This window comes from Bacillus sp. FJAT-50079 (assembly GCF_018343515.1).
Lineage (GTDB): Bacteria > Bacillota > Bacilli > Bacillales > Bacillaceae_C > Lederbergia.
Genome location: NZ_JAGYPD010000005.1, coordinates 204,918 through 220,399 on the forward strand (window position 1 = coordinate 204,918; position 15,482 = coordinate 220,399).

Here is a 15,482-nt window from a genome sequence, read left to right on the forward strand (position 1 = left end):
AATTCGATCTATGGCTTAGAAATTCGATCTATGGCTTAGAAATTCGATCTATGGCTTAGAAATTCGATCTATGGCTTAGAAATTCGATCTATGGCTTAGAAATTCGATCTATGGCTTAGAAATTCGAGAAGAAATGCAAGCATTCTTCTCGATTTTCTATCATTTCACCATATTATTTTTCTACAAGTGATAAAACAAATTCTTTAATTGCTGATACATCATCAAAAATGTACTCTGCTTGATACTCTTCAAATTCGGCTCTAGCATCTTTTCCGGATAATCCGGTTAACACAGCGGCAAATACAGCACCCATTTCTCTAGCTGCTAATAAATCGGCAAGGGAATCACCAACGATCAGTAGTTCATTCCCATTTGCAATTGGCAATTTTTCCGCCAAGCATTGCTCAACACTTTTCGTTTTTCCTGATAATCCAAGTATATATGTATACGGATGCGGCTTGGAAAGCGATGGTCCCTCTTTCAACTCAGCCTCCGCCGCTAAAACGTCGTCAGCCGTAACGATATAATTTACATCAAAATGCTCCAACCACCCTAAATGTTTAAACGGTTCAATTGTTTCTAATTTAGGGCGCCCCGTGCCAATGCCAATCGTAATTCCAGCTCGCTTCAACGCTTGAAATAATTCGGAAATTTCCTCTGGAGAACGCAATGTTTTTTCATCAGATAAAAATCCCTTTTTCCCCGACTGTACCGAAGAGCGACCAGTCGATGCGATGACATGCTTGTCCCCTACATACCATTCCTGAGCAATGAGCTCATATGTGGCCCATAGTTCGCCAATTTGTCCAAAAACGGTTGCTTCCACTTCTAGTTTTTCTTTGGCAAGCTGATCAAGATGGGCAAATAAACCAGCTTTCGATTGCTCTGCCTTAGAAAAATCAGTTAAAAATGCTGAAAAATCTAATGTAACATCCTTCGTTGCAAGTACTTCTGCCATTTCCAACAGCACACTGCGATCGATCTCATTCGATACCCATGTAATGATCTTTTCCTTTTCAATGTCTTTCACTTGCTCTAACAAACGAATAAGTTGATACGTCGCTGTGAGATAAATCATATCCCAGTTTGAATTAATCCCACCCGATTTCATTAATTTAAATACTTGATCATTTTGAAAAATTTCAGCGCGGATCGCTGTAATTTCATCATCAGAAAGCACCGTCTTAAATTTTTCAGGGGCTAATCCTACATATTTATCACTATATAAAACTTCCCAAACCGTTAGTGCAGACATATCAAAATATCGTTCTTCACTTAATAAAACACCATCTACATCAAATAATACTGTTTTAATCATGATATCCCCTTCTCCACTCACTTCTTTACTTTAGTGTAACACAGTACGAATGATTAATCTTCATCTTTAATATCAATATCTTCTGGAATTGCTTCCGATAAATATTCTGCATATTGCTTTTTAAGCTTTTCTATTTGCTCCACGTGATGATTGAATTGCTCTTTATTAACTAAATAATCCTTTCCATCATGAAGCGCTCGAATTTTTCCTTGCTGGATCAGTGAGCGGATGAACGAAGCCGGTAACTGTAAATACTCCGCTGCTTCTTCAATCGTTAAATACATGTCGAATCTTCCTCCTGCAATGTTCGCCAAACGAACTCACTTTCGTTCACTCCACCGTGAAACGTCAGCTTTCCTGCGTTTAAGTATAAAACATCTCCCTCATTATACCGAATTTCTTCGATTAAATGGGTGCTAAACAATACAATGCTATGAAAAGATAAACGTTGGAGAACGCGCTGAAAATAAAGCTTTTCCTCAATGTCCAAGCTTTCAAATGGCTCATCTAAAATACAGATGCGCGGCTGATTAATAAGTGCTTGAATGAGGCCAACCTTTTGTAGCTGTCCCCCTGAAAGCTCTTTTAATTTTCTTTTTTGTAATAAAAACAACCCGGTTTCCTGCAACCATTTTTCGACAATTGGTTTGACAAGATGATAAGGAATGCCTTTATGTAAAGCGATATACGTTACATACCTTTTAATTGTCATTTCCTGATGACCAGTGAAATGTTGCGGCATGTATCCAATCATTGTCCTGACTTCCTCCATCCTCAGTTGCTTTCGATACATTTCTTCACGATTCAGCTTTGTAAAAATGATCTCACCTTGAGTCGGCTCGGTAGCCGTTGCGATTAGTTTTAGGAGCGAACTTTTCCCCGCTCCATTTTTACCGACAACATATGTGATTCCTGTTGAAAATGAACAGGTGATATCGTCAAGAACGTTCAAATTGTCTTGCACATTTTTTAGCGTTATTCTCATCTTTGTACCTCACGCTTTTTCAATAAAAGGCTGGTTAATAACAGTACAGAGCAACTAATAATCATGAGATGCATGAATAATGAAGGCACTTGAAGTAAAACCGGTTCTTTAACGAACAGTTGGCTAAACCAAATCGATAATGTGATCAATAGGCCGAGCTTTTCCCCTAACCAAATCGTACTCACAAACCCAATGACGCCGAAGAAGAATAGCGGTGTAAAGGAGCTAGCGATGTATATTACAGAACTCGCTTCGCCAAAGACAAAAAAACTTAATGGCAATGCAATCACTAATTGCAGCGTAATGACGATCAAAAAGCGAGTAAACATTTGTTGAATGAGCGGGTAATAACTTAATGTTTCGATGATTCGATTGCCTTCATTTTTCGCACGGAATGCATAACCAATGACAGCGATCATTAATAAACTAATCCACTTAATCCAAGCATTAAATCCAGTGGCAGCGTCACCGAAATTCCCACTAATTGTAAAAGTTATAATTAATATAACGGCCCCTGTTAATAGCCAGCTCGCTGCTCCATGAAAATTCCATTGGGATAAAAACATGCTCGCCATTTTTTGAAAAACCGTTTGCTGCGCTTGACTTGCCTCTAATTCAGCGCGTAAATCAAGCGGCTTTGCCTCATCCACCGCTTTTATTCGATCAATGAGCTGCAACGTTTGCTCGCGCGTCGGCTCCGGTACTGTGAAACGATCAAAGCGGTTTTTCCACTCATGCTCTACCTGTGATAACTCATTTTCACTCATTGACGCCCGCTCCTTTTCTTTCGTCTTCAGCTAATATTTTCTCCAACTGCTTTAATCCGCGCGCGATTCGCGTTTTCACTGTACCAATCGGAATATCCAACGTCAGTGCAATTTCCTTATATTGCAAATCTTGATAAAAGCGTAAATAAAGGACGGCCCGATAATCGAGCGATAATTGCTTTAATGAATCGACCATCCATTGGCGCTCAAGCTGATGGTCAATTAGATGAAAAATTTGTGCTCCTGTCTCAATCATCTCATCGGTAATCTGCTCACGCTTAGTAGACGCTTTTCTCCAATAATCCTTGCAACGATTCGTTGCAATTTTATACATCCAAGGCTTAAACTGATCGGGAACAAAGCCCTTTTTTCCTTGCTCATAAATCGTAATAAACGTCTCTTGGACAAGATCCTCTGCTAATTTTTCATCTAAAAGTAAACGATATATATAACCAAATAACGGCTTATGATAACGAAAAACGAGAGGATCAAATGCAGCGTCATTGCCATATGACAATTGGCGCATATACTCTTCGTCCTGCACTTTTCCCCCTCCTTATTCCGTCCAATTTTTCCGATTGAATCGTAAGATCGCGGCTGTCATAAAGAAAATTCCAAACCCAAAATAAAACAGGCGATTATAAAGGATCCAAACATTTTCACTCAATGGCAACCCGCCGACCCCAGTCACAAAATGATACACATTTGTGTAGACAAGTAAGATGACATTTAGATCACGCAATAGCGCCCCGCCTAATAAAGAAAAGCTCCAAAAGAAGATCCCGGCTAGTAATCCGCCAAGTGAATGGTTGCCGATCATCGTCCCAAATATGATAAAACCACTCATTGCAATATATACCGGAATCGTAAAAACAAAGCCGTTCCAAAGGACACTGCCTCCAATCGGCATCAACACAACTGTCACAATACTTATAAGCCCTCCGAAAATAAGTAGCGAAAACAGCCATCTTTCTAGAAGAAATTGCGATTTTTTCATCGGATATGTGCACAAAACCCGCACAAACTTCGAGTCAACATCGACCGCAAAACACCATTGAAAAATAAAAATAAGCCAGAGCGGTGCCGCTTTTTCATATATCATACTTGAAAAAGTCTCAATCGTATACACCCCAGAATTGTAAAGAATCATCGCGACAATCGGAATTAGGAGCATGATGATCGGCAAATAAATCGACGTACACCAAAGTTTTGCAAATAGGCGCAGTCTTAGCAAAAATCCGTTCATTTGTTTGACTCCCCTTCATACAATCGTAAAGCCGCATCGATTTGAAATTCCTGCTTATCTTCAAGCTCGCGATATTGTTCATAAAGGAATTTGACGACTTCAGCAAATTCACCTTTTTCCTCATAGCTCTGCAATAATTTCACTTGAGGAGGAACATCATCCTCAATCCAGCGATTCTCCATATACCACTCTTGAAAAGAAACAACTTCCCGAAGCTGATTCGTCAGCAGCCATAACATCGCATCGTAGAAAGCGTTAAAATCTTCATTATACATAGTCATTGGCCGATCATTTGTTAACTCATTCATTAACGCGTAAGCAATCTCTTCATCATCAATCGATCGTAGTTCTCCACTCCCTAGTGCGAAAAAGTCATAATTGATCGTGTGAATGATATTGTAGTAATGCCGATCATTCAAAATATAAATAACAGATGGCTTCATTTGAATTCCTAGCCAACTCTCAATAAAGTTCCAGCCTTTTTCATATTGATGAACCACTTCCTCTGCACCAGCTAGCATTTCAGGCTGCCCAATCACTCTTATTTGATCAACAGTTATTTCCTTTATATTACCGCCTATTAAAGATAGACCGTATTGGGAACTACCTTCATATCGTCCAGCACTCACCTCTGGAATTGATAATGCCATTGGAACTTTCTGATCCTTAGCAATCACTTCAACCGTAAAGTCCGTCGGAAAATCCTCGACCAACCTGCCATTTCTTAGTTCAAATTGAACAAATTGTTTGTCGTGTTCACGGGAAATGACTAATGGACGCTTGCCAACGAGCGGATACCACCCGGATTCTTTCGGCAAGTATACTCGATTTTTTTTAATAAAAGCTTGCTCGATATTTCCATCATTACGATATTGTAAAATATTTCCTTCGTAACGAAGACTTACTTCTATTTCTGCGTTCGGCTCGATCTTTTCATCAAAATGAAGTGTAATCACATCCTTGTCCCGTGAACAGCTTATCGCTTGCTCACTCGCACACTCCTTAATCTGTAATCCATGGTATAACGTAAGAAACAGATCATTCACCGCTATATTACCGTTATTTTTCATCGTTAATTGGCTGTTAACCTGAAGCCGATCATCTGTTAAAAGTTCGACCGTTAAATTTGTTTTTTCCATTGAAAATTCATATGGTTGGTCATCTAAATAATAATCATAATAGGAATTCATCCATTCGTAATATTCCTGCTCATCATCTTCTTCATATGATTTTGTGTACAGATTTCCCGTTTTGATATATTGTTTCAGCGCCTGTTCATATTGTGCGTAACGAATTCCGCTAAAAATAAGCGTTGGAATGATAAAGATGACAAGCAGCGAAAGAACAAGCTCTTTTTCACTTTGCAGTCTGCGAACAGGACGATATAATAGCAATACAGCTAAAAAAATCATTACACTTAACAAGAGCACAGCACTTTGGTGAAGTATTGAGCCTGCAAATACCCGATCAATCCCCCATAAGCCTTCATATGGAGTTTCGATAAACATATAATCGAACGGTGTTAATATATGAAATCTTGGATTATCAAATGAGAGGGCTGTTCCAGAATAATCAAATGGCATCAATAAGCTAAGCAATAAAATAACTGGAATGACTAAATATGCAAACATATTTTTTATGATAATGCTGCTTAAAAAGCCGATTGAAATAATGAAAAACAAAGCACCTCCCATTTGCACAAAAACGTAAATGATATCCGCAAATGAGACCCCACTGCTCGCAAGCCAGCACACTTGAATGATCATTGTTAAGAGCGTCACACACAGTCCGTATATTTGTGTGATCAGCCATTTTCCAGTAAGCCATTCGATATTTTTCACTCTATACGTTGCAGCTAACTGTTCAAACTCGCGATCCTTTCCAGCCATGTAAACAGCAAATAAACCGATGATAAACAGATTGAGCAATAGCATCCAGATGAACCCTTGATAAAAAATGGCCATGCGCGTTCCATAATGAATCGTCTCGATTTCATATGTAATAATGAGATATCCCCAACATAAAAGATTGATAACAAATGGCAGTGAGATAAATTTATTGCGAAACAGGAGCAGCCGTTCATTTCGAATCATCGCTTGGATCATCTTCATGACACCACCCCATGAATGACAGCCATATAACCATCTTCAATCGTTGGCTCCACTGCTCTCGCCCGCTCATCTCCCATTTCCTTTGCTATCACTCGGAAAACAGCTTGCCCATGTTCTTGGCGACTCGAAATCATGACATATTGTTTTTCAACAGCATCATAATCGGAAATCGGAACAAATAACTCCCAAACAACATTAGCTGCCTTTTGCGCCAATGCCTCTGTTGTTCCTTGAAAAAGCACCTGACCATGATTCATAACCGCAACCTGTTCACAACTCGATTCAATATCACTAATGATATGGGTCGATAAAATAATCGAGCGATCTTTACTCAATTTATCTAAAAGATTACGAAAGCGAATTCGCTCCGACGGATCAAGCCCGGCAGTTGGCTCATCGAGAATAATTAGGAGCGGATCTCCGATTAATGCTTGCGCGATGCCAAGTCGTCGCTTCATCCCACCAGAGTAGCCTTTAATTTTTTTATGCGCCTGTGGCAGTAAATTCACCTCTTCCAGCAAACGTTCGACTTGCTCCGTTCTTTCTTGTTGGTTCGTCATCCCTTTTAATGAAGCAACATAATGTAAAAATTCCTTCCCAGTCATCTGTGAAGGAGCATGAAAATGCTGCGGCAAATACCCGAGCAGCTCCCGAACTTTATCCCCCTCTTTTGTAAGATCAAATTGGTAAATCGATACGTCTCCTGCTTGAAATGGTAAAGTCGTACTTAATATGTTCATAAGGGTTGACTTGCCTGCGCCATTCGGTCCGAGCAGCCCGAATAATCCCGTCCCGATTTGCAGATCAATCCCTTTTAATGCTTGGAATTTTCGATAGTTTTTCGTTAATCCGTCTATTTTTACAGTCTGCATTTTATTCTCCCCTTGTACATCACTCTGTTCCTTACACGAGCAAGTATGCTTCTTTGTTTCACTATTACGCATAATTTTCTCATTTGACCTCATCATAAGAAAAAGGAGTTGATCAGGATGCCAGATAGCAAGAGAAATATTGGAAGGAACCCAGACCCGCATTTCGATGGTAAGCGTGAGGCAATGATTAATGATTCGACAGGAACTGGGAGCACACAAATGGGGGTAAGAATTGATTATTCCACACAATCAGAAAATCCTTTCCATGTAATAGATTTAAAAAATAATGATATGAAGGAATTCGAAAAGCTTACACGCGGACGAAAATTTGAAGATAAATAGCGTTATAAGAAAAGAGGCGAACCCTTGAAATAGGGCCGCCTCTGCTTTGTAATTTGTAATCGTTAGACAATCTTATAAATTTTTATAAGCCATTCACCAATTCGCTTATTTACCAGTCAAACTTTCAACGATGAAATCAAGTTGCTTTTCTAATGAAACGGGATCATTAAAGTATGATGCTGCTCTGTCAAGTTCAAAGACATTGCCATTTTTCACGGCAGGGAGATCTTTCCATAAGCTGCTTCCGTACACTTTTTCTGGGTCTGCATCATCCCCGGACCATGGGCATGTAAAAATATAATCTCCTGCAAATTCTGGTAGGTTTTCAAGCGAAAGCTCCGCCCAGCCTTGCCCACTATCAATCGCTGCTTCTTGAATCGGCTCAGGAGCTTTTAAGCCAAATTCACCATAAATGATTTCTCCGCCGCGCGCAAAGCTATGTCCAAAAGCATAGATTCCTTTTGAGAACGGGGTCAAAATCGCAACCGTTTTATCACCAACCGCTTCTTGCACTTTTGGTTTTACTTCATTGATTTTTTCTTCCCAATTTTTCAACCATGCTTCGGCTTCTTTTTCTTTGCCTGTCATTTTACCAAATTCAAGAAGCTGTTCTTTATAATCTTTCTCACCATAATTAATTGCAACTGTTGGTGCAATTTTTGATAACTGCTCATACGTTTCCGGATCGTTAAAGGCAATAATCAAATCTGGATCGAGTTCAAGAATTTTTTCCGTGTTTACGCCCGCGTCTTCACCAATACTTTCAACGCCATCTAATAGCCCTTCAAAAAATGTATTTTGCATCGCGTGTTCTGTTACACCAATAGGCTTAATCCCTAATGCTAGAAAATCACCTACGTAACTATCCGCTACAACAACGACTCTTTGTGGATTTTTTGGAATATCAATATCACCATTTACCGTTGAATACGTAATCGTTTCAACTTCGCCTGCTACTTTTTCCTCAGAATCCTTTCCATCTGATGTTTTCCCGCATGCTGCCAAAATTCCTATCATTAAAATAATAAATATAATGCTTGTTAAGCGTTTCATGGCCTTTGCCTCTTTCCGCTATATCACTTTTATTTTACTGAATATAAATGCTTCTTTAATTCACGGTTCCTCTCTTTAAAGCGATCATTATGTGAGGAAACCATTGCTCTTTCAAACGCATCAGGTGTAATATATTGCTTCGCTTTATTCACTGCATTTGCCGCATCCTGAAAGGCACCCGCAATTAAATATAGTTTTCCTTCATGATTTAAAATATCGCCTGCCGCATAAAGCCCCTCGACAGAAGTCTCACTCATCGGGCTCCCGGCCACACCAAAGGTTTCAGCCATTTCAATATTCAAATCACTATTGGCTGTTAAATCATCATCACGTTCATAGCCGTGATTAATAATCACTTCATCAACAGACAATTGGATCGTGCTTCCATCCTCACTGTTTACTAATACCACTTTTTCAATGCTTTCATGATCATCGCTTGCAATCAGTTTCTCAATCGACGTATTTAATAAGCAATCGACAGTGCTGTCTAGCAGTCTAGATACTTCTGCTTCATGGCCTTTTAACATATCCTTTCGATACGTTAAGTACACTTTTTTTGCAATTGGCTCCAGTTCATTCGCCCAGTCAACCGCTGAATTTCCACCACCTGAAATTAACACAGTCTTTCCTTTAAATCGTTCCAAAGATTTCACTGTATAATGCAGATTGGATACTTCAAATCGTTCAGCACCCTCAATATTTAATTTCATCGGCTTTAAAATTCCGCCGCCAACAGCTAAAATGACCGTTTTCGAAAAATGTGTTTCATTAGAAGCAGTCTGGATAATAAAGTTCCCATTCTCATCCTTATTAATTGAAGTAACCTTCTCATTTAATACAACTTCAGGATCAAACGTCAAACCTTGTTGAACCATTTGTTCAATTAGTTTTTCTCCTGTCACAGGTGTAAGACCGCCGACATCCCAAATCATTTTCTCTGGATAAACGTGGACTTTCCCACCTAGTATTGGTTGATATTCAATGATTTTCGTTTTCATTTCCCTTAAACCACTATAAAAAGCGGAAAACAGTCCAGCTGGGCCACCGCCAATAATCGTTACATCAAACAATTGCTCAGAACTCATTATGAATGCTCCCTTCTAAAAAACACGTTAACTATGCTTTTGACCTTGCAAGTAAGTATAAGAAATATGGCGCTCCAATCACCGCCACGACAATACCTGCTGGAACCTCAGATGGTTCAACGATCCATCTACCAATCGTATCAGCCGTAATTAATAAAAGTGCTCCAACTAAAGCTGTCGCTGGGATTAAATACTGATATCTTGCCCCGACTAATTGACGTGCTAAGTGTGGTGCAATTAAGCCAACGAAGCCGATTCCACCACTGACAGATACACTTGCTCCTGCCAGGCCGACAGCAACGGCAAGTAAAAGCAATCTTTCTTTTTCAATCGCAACACCGAGCCCAGTAGCTGGCATTTCGCCTAGATTCAACGTATTTAATACACGTGATTTTGTATAGGCAATTGGCAAAAGGATGACAATCCATGGCAATAATGCCAAGACAAATTTCCAATTCGATCCCCAAATACTACCAGCGAGCCAGACAGCAACAAATTGATAGTTTTCAGGTGTTAATCTTAATGTCAATACAATCATTGCCGCACTAATACCAGCTGCGATTGCCACCCCTGTGAGCAACAATCTTGTCGGCGAAAGACCTTCATCACGTTTATACGATAAAAGATAAATGATAACGGCTGTCACCCCTGAACCAATAAACGCAAGGAATGGCAGTAAAAAAATTGACCCTCCCGTTGGAGCAGGGAAAAAAGAGATAAACAAGATGACCGCCAATCCTGCGCCAGCATTAATCCCTAAAATTCCCGGGTCTGCTAAGGCGTTCCTTGATACTCCTTGGAAAATGCTACCGGACACAGCGAGCGCCATTCCTACTAAAATAGCAATCACAATTCTTGGTAGCCGGAATTCAAATAAAATTAAACTTTGCTTACTTGTTCCCATTCCAAACAAAGTTTGAATCAGCTCCCATGGCGAAAGTCGAATATACCCCGTGTTCATACTAACGATAAACATGACAATAATAAGAAGTAATATCGTAAAAATGATTAAGATATTTTTTCGATGCTTCCTCTGTTGATAAGTAGATACAGGCTGTTTCATAACTCTTTTCCTCCTTTCCGTGCAAGGTAAAGGAAGAATGGCACACCAATTAGCGCAATTAAAGCACCAATCGGTGTTTCATACGGAGGATTGACCATGCGTGCCGCAAAATCTGCGAGTACAACGAGCAAGCTCCCTAATATAGCGGAACACGGAACGATCCAACGATAGTCACTGCCAACGAGAAAACGGGTGACATGTGGAACGATTAATCCAACAAAGCCAACAGCACCGACGACCGATACAGCTGCACCCGCTAAAATTAATACGACGATTGCACCGAAAAATTTAATCATCCCCGTACGTGTACCAAGTCCAATCGCCACTTCATCACCGAGGCTAAGCAATGTAATCGATTTAGATAAAATGAGGGCACCAACTAAAGCAATAGCGATCCACGGAACCATCATTTGCAAATGCTCCCACTTCGTCCCCGAAACTCCGCCAGCATACCAGAAGGCCATATCTTGACCGATCCGATAATAAATCGCGATTCCTTCACTTAAAGCGACAAGCAAAGCACTGACCGCCGCACCGGCAAGCACTAAACGCATCGGTGTCAGCCCGCCTTTTGCAAGTGAACCAATTCCATATACAAGACCAGCACCTAATGCCGCACCCAAAAAGCAAAATAGAATGATATACATATAAGGCAAGCCTGGGAAAAAAGCGAAACAAATCGCTAACATAAAAACTGCCCCCGCATTTAATCCTAGAATGCCTGAATCCGCTAACGGATTTCGGGTCATCCCTTGCATAATCGAGCCCGACACAGCAAAGCAAGCGCCTACTAATGCGGCGCCAAGCACACGCGGTAGTCTTATTTCTTGAATAATTTGATGAGCCGTCAACTCTGGATTGAAATGAAAAACAGCTTCCCAAACGGTTTTAAATTCAATATCGGCTGCACCGAAGGAGATAGAAAGAGCAACGACCAATAAGAGGCAAATCATCCCACCAATTAAGATAAGGCTTGCCATCAATGGGCGCGATCCTTTATATACTTTTTGTACTTCTTCTAAATCATTCATTGAAGCGGACATCTTCTATCTCCTTACGACTGTTCAGCTGTTTGCAATAAGCATTCTGCTTCTTTGTTTAATTGGTATGAGAGGCAAATCGGATTTTGGCTAAATGGGCAAGCCATTAATGTTGCATGAATTTCGAAAACAGCTTGCAGATTAGCACATGTCATTACTTCATCAGGTGCTCCCTCTGTTACAATTGTTCCGTCTTTCATTGCAATCATGTAATCGGAAAAACGGGAAGCATGATTCAAATCATGAAGGACCATGACAATCGTTTTTCCTTCTTCCTCATTCAATCTTTTTAGTAATAAAAGAATGTCCAATTGATGGGCCAAATCTAAATAAGTCGTTGGCTCATCCAATATGAGAATTTCCGTATCTTGAGCAAGCGCCATCGCAATCCAAACTCGCTGTCTTTGTCCGCCAGATAATGCTTCAACTGGTCGATCCTTTAATTCACTTAATCCCGTCACATCAATTGCCCAATGAATATGCTGCAAGTCTTCTTTTTTTAACGTTCCGAAGCCACGTTGGTGAGGATATCTTCCATATGAAACCAACTCAAAAATGGTCAATCCCGGCGGTGCTTCAGCGGTCTGCGGTAAAATTGCCATCTTTTTAGCAATTTCTTTCGTAGACAATTGATGAATGGCTCGGCCTTCCAATAATACTGTCCCTTTTTGCGTCTTTAATATTCGGGCAATCGCCTTCAGCAACGTTGATTTCCCACATCCATTCGGACCGATGATCGTTGTAATCTTACGTTCAGGGATTTTCACACTTAACCCATCTATAATCATTGCGTTTGCATAACCTACTGCTACTTGATCGACAGTAAGAATTGACATATCAATCATTCCTTCTTCTCACGATAATGAGAATCATTTTCAATTCTTTAATTATAATGTATGATTGCGCTATATTCAATACGTTTTACAGCTGCTAACACTATATTTACTCCTGTCATTACGAGAAGAAGCTTATTTACTACTTTCTATAATCATGTCTACAAATAAATCAATTTGCTCATAGATTGCAATTGGATCATAACGATAATATGTATCGAAATCATTGTAAAATATTAAGTTATTTTTGATCGCATCTAGTCCTTGCCATACAGATGAAGCTTTTAAATTTTTTAATGCCTCTCCTTTATTTTCAGGATCATATGTAGTTAAAAACATATAATCAGCAGCGTATTCTGGTAAGACTTCCATCGATAACTGTAATGTTTGTTCTTCATTTTTGTTTTTATGAGGCATTTTTAGCTTTAAGGCATTATACAATGCCTGGCCTCCACGTCCGGCATTATCTCCAAAAATCCATAAGTCCCCTTTATCCGTTAATTCATATATCCCAAATGTCGCCTCGGGATCGACTATCCCTGAAAGTTGCTTTCTTCCTTCTTCCGCCTTTTGATCAAATTTCCGAATAAACTCCTCAGCCTCTTTATCATTTCCGGTTATATCTCCAAATAGCTTGACCGTTTCATAAATATTCGTCGCTGTCCCGTATGGGATATGAATCGTTGGAGCAATTTCAGAAAGCTGTTCATATTGATCATCGTACATGACCACGATTAAATCCGGATCTAGTTCCAATACTTTCTCAGGATTGATCGGCTGCCCAATATCCGTTGCATCCTTTAATAAATCTTTAATAAAAGGATTATCGAACGCCGTCGGCTCAACACCAACTACATTAGCATCAACCGAAAGCAGCTCACCACCGTAAAAATCTGTTACAATTCGCATTGGCTTTTTCGGAATTTCCACGACACCTTTAACCGTATCAAAATCCCTCGTTCCATCCGCTTGTTGCTCTACTTTTGATCCTTCCTTCTCCTTTTCACCATCTTTTGTTGAAGGCGCTGCTTTGTTACAAGCAATCAACATGAAAGTAAATAGAATTAATATCATCGTTATGATATGTAGTTTCGATTTCCTCATCCCTATGTAACTCCTTTATGTCTATTAAAAAAGACTCGCATACAACATCAATTAATAATGAGAATCATTTTCATTTACATATTACACGGCAAAAAAGAAAAAAACAATGTCTAATTTGTGAATTGCCAATGACAGCGAAAAAAGAAGTTGTGTGAACGAAATTTACCTTCACTCATTGTGAAAACACTTAATAATTTTAACTTTTTATTAGATGGGAAACTTCCCTATTTTCCTAAAACAATGGAGCTACGGGTTTTATGATATTCCAATATTTTCATATTTTAATTGATAACGATTCTCATTATCATGTATGATGATAATTGAATAAGGTATTTCAGCTTATGGATGACTACACTCTATAAGGGAGGCTAGGTGAACAAATGGATACAGTTGAGATGCGATCAAAACCTTCTCAGGATGCATTGGATATGGCCCATTTAATTAGAGAACGGCGGACGATCCGCAAATTTGAATTACGCCCAGTTTCAAATCATTTAGTAACGGAATTACTCCGAGTTTCCATCCAATCGATTGCTCTAGATCAACAATACGATTCATATCGTTTTTTATTCATATCAAGTCAAAAAGCCAAGGAAAAAGTTGCGTCTGCGATCATGAAAGCTTATTTGGATCAAAGGATGAAATGGTTGCCAAATAAACTTAATCAAGCACTCGTCGAACGAACAGCACGTATTCCTGCTTTTTTAATCGCTATTCAAAAAGGGATGGGCAAGGCTGAGGATCGTGAGAGAGATTACGCGGCGATATGTGCCATGCTTCAAAGTTTTTCATTGCTGGGATGGCAAGATGGGTTGGGAATGGTGTGGAATACAGAATCATATATTCACGAAAAGGCGTTTTCAGATGCAATCAAATTACAAGAAGATGAACGTGTAATATGCATCATGTACATCGGCTATTTTAAAAAAATTCCTAGAGCCAAACAACGGACCCCTGCTATTGAAAAGCTAACTTTATTACAAGAATAAACCAAAATGAATAAAACATAAGGAGGTCGCTTTAATGAACATGCTTCCACTTTTTGAAGAAACTCGTCCCATTCAGTATTTTGCAGATAAACCAGTCCCACAATCATTGATCTTAAGCATACTTGAAGAAGCTGTTTGGGCGCCAAACCATAAATTTCGCGAGCCTTGGCGGATGATCCTTGCTAAGGGTGAGAGAAAACAAAAGCTTGCTCTTACGCTAGATCCAGATAAACATGGACAGTTGCAACAAACCATCGCCGCAGCTCCCGTTTGTTTGGTCATTACTGCAAAAAAGAACGAGGACAAATATATTTCAGATGATGACTTCGCCGCCGTCTGTTGCCTCATTCAAAACATCCAACTGCTCGGCTGGGCAAATCAGCTCGGAATGATTTGGCAGTTAGCCGACTATACAGATTGTGTCGATTTCCTTTCCATTCTTGGTATTCAATCGGATGAGCGAATTGTCGGCGTACTATGTCTCGGCTATTTTGATCAACTTCCTGAGAAAACAGCAGCTTTAGGAGCGCATCAAATTACGACATGGTAAAGTACAAAAAAATGAAACCGGATCTGTAAAAAGGATCCGGTTTCTCATGTTATTCTTATAAAATATAAGCCCATAATATGGACCCATTTTTTAAAAATGGACGCGGCAAGTGACATGAAGCTCC

General features: G+C 39.6%; 17 protein-coding genes. 3 read left to right on the plus strand and 14 right to left on the minus strand.

Annotated features, from left to right (window positions below):
* Window positions 1-172: 172 nt before the first annotated feature.
* From KHA95_RS14705 to KHA95_RS14740, 8 genes are read right to left on the minus strand one after another with little or no spacing between them, the layout of a single operon-like run.
* On the minus strand, window positions 173-1,318 hold the full coding sequence (locus KHA95_RS14705) for an HAD family hydrolase (RefSeq protein WP_213138278.1): 1,146 nt from the start codon (window positions 1,316-1,318) through the stop codon (window positions 173-175).
* Between the two features lie 53 nt (window positions 1,319-1,371).
* The gene (locus KHA95_RS14710) at window positions 1,372-1,602 is read right to left on the minus strand and encodes an excisionase family DNA-binding protein (RefSeq protein WP_213138279.1); all 231 of its coding nucleotides are present in this window, start codon (window positions 1,600-1,602) and stop codon (window positions 1,372-1,374) included.
* On the minus strand, window positions 1,593-2,303 hold the full coding sequence (locus KHA95_RS14715; protein ID WP_213138280.1) for an ATP-binding cassette domain-containing protein: 711 nt from the start codon (window positions 2,301-2,303) through the stop codon (window positions 1,593-1,595). The genes KHA95_RS14710 and KHA95_RS14715 overlap by 10 nt, the downstream gene beginning before the upstream one ends.
* Window positions 2,300-3,070, minus strand: coding sequence for a hypothetical protein (locus tag KHA95_RS14720; protein ID WP_213138281.1), 771 nt, complete (start codon window positions 3,068-3,070; stop codon window positions 2,300-2,302). The genes KHA95_RS14715 and KHA95_RS14720 overlap by 4 nt, the downstream gene beginning before the upstream one ends.
* Complete coding sequence (locus KHA95_RS14725; protein ID WP_213138282.1) at window positions 3,063-3,614, minus strand: RNA polymerase sigma factor; 552 nt, start codon at window positions 3,612-3,614, stop codon at window positions 3,063-3,065. The genes KHA95_RS14720 and KHA95_RS14725 overlap by 8 nt, the downstream gene beginning before the upstream one ends.
* A 12-nt stretch (window positions 3,615-3,626) precedes the next feature.
* Window positions 3,627-4,316: a hypothetical protein gene (locus KHA95_RS14730; protein WP_213138283.1), complete on the minus strand. Its 690-nt coding sequence runs from the start codon at window positions 4,314-4,316 to the stop codon at window positions 3,627-3,629.
* The gene (locus tag KHA95_RS14735) at window positions 4,313-6,427 is read right to left on the minus strand and encodes an ABC transporter permease (protein WP_213138284.1); all 2,115 of its coding nucleotides are present in this window, start codon (window positions 6,425-6,427) and stop codon (window positions 4,313-4,315) included. Before KHA95_RS14735 ends, KHA95_RS14730 begins: the two co-directional genes overlap by 4 nt.
* Entirely contained in the window at window positions 6,424-7,299 is an 876-nt protein-coding gene (locus KHA95_RS14740; protein WP_213138285.1) for an ABC transporter ATP-binding protein, read from the minus strand. Before KHA95_RS14740 ends, KHA95_RS14735 begins: the two co-directional genes overlap by 4 nt.
* A gap of 117 nt (window positions 7,300-7,416) precedes the next feature.
* Between KHA95_RS14740 and KHA95_RS14745 the strand changes: the two genes are divergently transcribed.
* Complete coding sequence (locus KHA95_RS14745) at window positions 7,417-7,641, plus strand: hypothetical protein (protein ID WP_213138286.1); 225 nt, start codon at window positions 7,417-7,419, stop codon at window positions 7,639-7,641.
* 105 nt (window positions 7,642-7,746) lie between these two features.
* On the opposite strand, the gene KHA95_RS14750 is transcribed toward KHA95_RS14745, so the two are convergent.
* The 6 genes from KHA95_RS14750 to KHA95_RS14775 all read right to left on the minus strand — a co-directional run bounded on the left by KHA95_RS14750 (window position 7,747) and on the right by KHA95_RS14775 (window position 13,819).
* Window positions 7,747-8,694, minus strand: a complete 948-nt coding sequence (locus KHA95_RS14750) for an iron-hydroxamate ABC transporter substrate-binding protein (RefSeq protein WP_213138287.1) — start codon at window positions 8,692-8,694, stop codon at window positions 7,747-7,749.
* A gap of 29 nt (window positions 8,695-8,723) precedes the next feature.
* Complete coding sequence (locus KHA95_RS14755) at window positions 8,724-9,779, minus strand: NAD(P)/FAD-dependent oxidoreductase (protein ID WP_213138288.1); 1,056 nt, start codon at window positions 9,777-9,779, stop codon at window positions 8,724-8,726.
* Between the two features lie 31 nt (window positions 9,780-9,810).
* Entirely contained in the window at window positions 9,811-10,842 is a 1,032-nt protein-coding gene (locus tag KHA95_RS14760; RefSeq protein ID WP_213138289.1) for a FecCD family ABC transporter permease, read from the minus strand.
* Window positions 10,839-11,885, minus strand: coding sequence for a FecCD family ABC transporter permease (locus tag KHA95_RS14765; protein WP_213138290.1), 1,047 nt, complete (start codon window positions 11,883-11,885; stop codon window positions 10,839-10,841). Before KHA95_RS14765 ends, KHA95_RS14760 begins: the two co-directional genes overlap by 4 nt.
* Before the next feature lie 11 nt (window positions 11,886-11,896).
* Window positions 11,897-12,718, minus strand: coding sequence for an ABC transporter ATP-binding protein (locus KHA95_RS14770; protein ID WP_213138564.1), 822 nt, complete (start codon window positions 12,716-12,718; stop codon window positions 11,897-11,899).
* Window positions 12,719-12,850: 132 nt separating this feature from the next.
* On the minus strand, window positions 12,851-13,819 hold the full coding sequence (locus KHA95_RS14775; RefSeq protein WP_249316940.1) for an ABC transporter substrate-binding protein: 969 nt from the start codon (window positions 13,817-13,819) through the stop codon (window positions 12,851-12,853).
* Window positions 13,820-14,199: 380 nt separating this feature from the next.
* On the opposite strand from KHA95_RS14775, the gene KHA95_RS14780 reads away from it, so the two are divergent.
* Window positions 14,200-14,808, plus strand: a complete 609-nt coding sequence (locus KHA95_RS14780) for a nitroreductase family protein (protein WP_213138291.1) — start codon at window positions 14,200-14,202, stop codon at window positions 14,806-14,808.
* A gap of 34 nt (window positions 14,809-14,842) precedes the next feature.
* Window positions 14,843-15,358, plus strand: coding sequence for a nitroreductase family protein (locus KHA95_RS14785; RefSeq protein WP_213138292.1), 516 nt, complete (start codon window positions 14,843-14,845; stop codon window positions 15,356-15,358).
* Window positions 15,359-15,482 lie beyond the last annotated feature (124 nt).

Coding starts and splice junctions, on each gene's coding strand:
- KHA95_RS14705 (WP_213138278.1), bottom strand. CDS start 1,318: ATGATTAAAACAGTATTATTTGATGTAGATGGTGTTTTATTAAGTGAA.
- KHA95_RS14710 (WP_213138279.1), bottom strand. CDS start 1,602: ATGTATTTAACGATTGAAGAAGCAGCGGAGTATTTACAGTTACCGGCT.
- KHA95_RS14715 (WP_213138280.1), bottom strand. CDS start 2,303: ATGAGAATAACGCTAAAAAATGTGCAAGACAATTTGAACGTTCTTGAC.
- KHA95_RS14720 (WP_213138281.1), bottom strand. CDS start 3,070: ATGAGTGAAAATGAGTTATCACAGGTAGAGCATGAGTGGAAAAACCGC.
- KHA95_RS14730 (WP_213138283.1), bottom strand. CDS start 4,316: ATGAACGGATTTTTGCTAAGACTGCGCCTATTTGCAAAACTTTGGTGT.
- KHA95_RS14735 (WP_213138284.1), bottom strand. CDS start 6,427: ATGAAGATGATCCAAGCGATGATTCGAAATGAACGGCTGCTCCTGTTT.
- KHA95_RS14740 (WP_213138285.1), bottom strand. CDS start 7,299: ATGCAGACTGTAAAAATAGACGGATTAACGAAAAACTATCGAAAATTC.
- KHA95_RS14745 (WP_213138286.1), top strand. CDS start 7,417: ATGCCAGATAGCAAGAGAAATATTGGAAGGAACCCAGACCCGCATTTC.
- KHA95_RS14750 (WP_213138287.1), bottom strand. CDS start 8,694: ATGAAACGCTTAACAAGCATTATATTTATTATTTTAATGATAGGAATT.
- KHA95_RS14755 (WP_213138288.1), bottom strand. CDS start 9,779: ATGAGTTCTGAGCAATTGTTTGATGTAACGATTATTGGCGGTGGCCCA.
- KHA95_RS14760 (WP_213138289.1), bottom strand. CDS start 10,842: ATGAAACAGCCTGTATCTACTTATCAACAGAGGAAGCATCGAAAAAAT.
- KHA95_RS14765 (WP_213138290.1), bottom strand. CDS start 11,885: ATGTCCGCTTCAATGAATGATTTAGAAGAAGTACAAAAAGTATATAAA.
- KHA95_RS14770 (WP_213138564.1), bottom strand. CDS start 12,718: ATGTCAATTCTTACTGTCGATCAAGTAGCAGTAGGTTATGCAAACGCA.
- KHA95_RS14775 (WP_249316940.1), bottom strand. CDS start 13,819: ATGAGGAAATCGAAACTACATATCATAACGATGATATTAATTCTATTT.
- KHA95_RS14780 (WP_213138291.1), top strand. CDS start 14,200: ATGGATACAGTTGAGATGCGATCAAAACCTTCTCAGGATGCATTGGAT.
- KHA95_RS14785 (WP_213138292.1), top strand. CDS start 14,843: ATGAACATGCTTCCACTTTTTGAAGAAACTCGTCCCATTCAGTATTTT.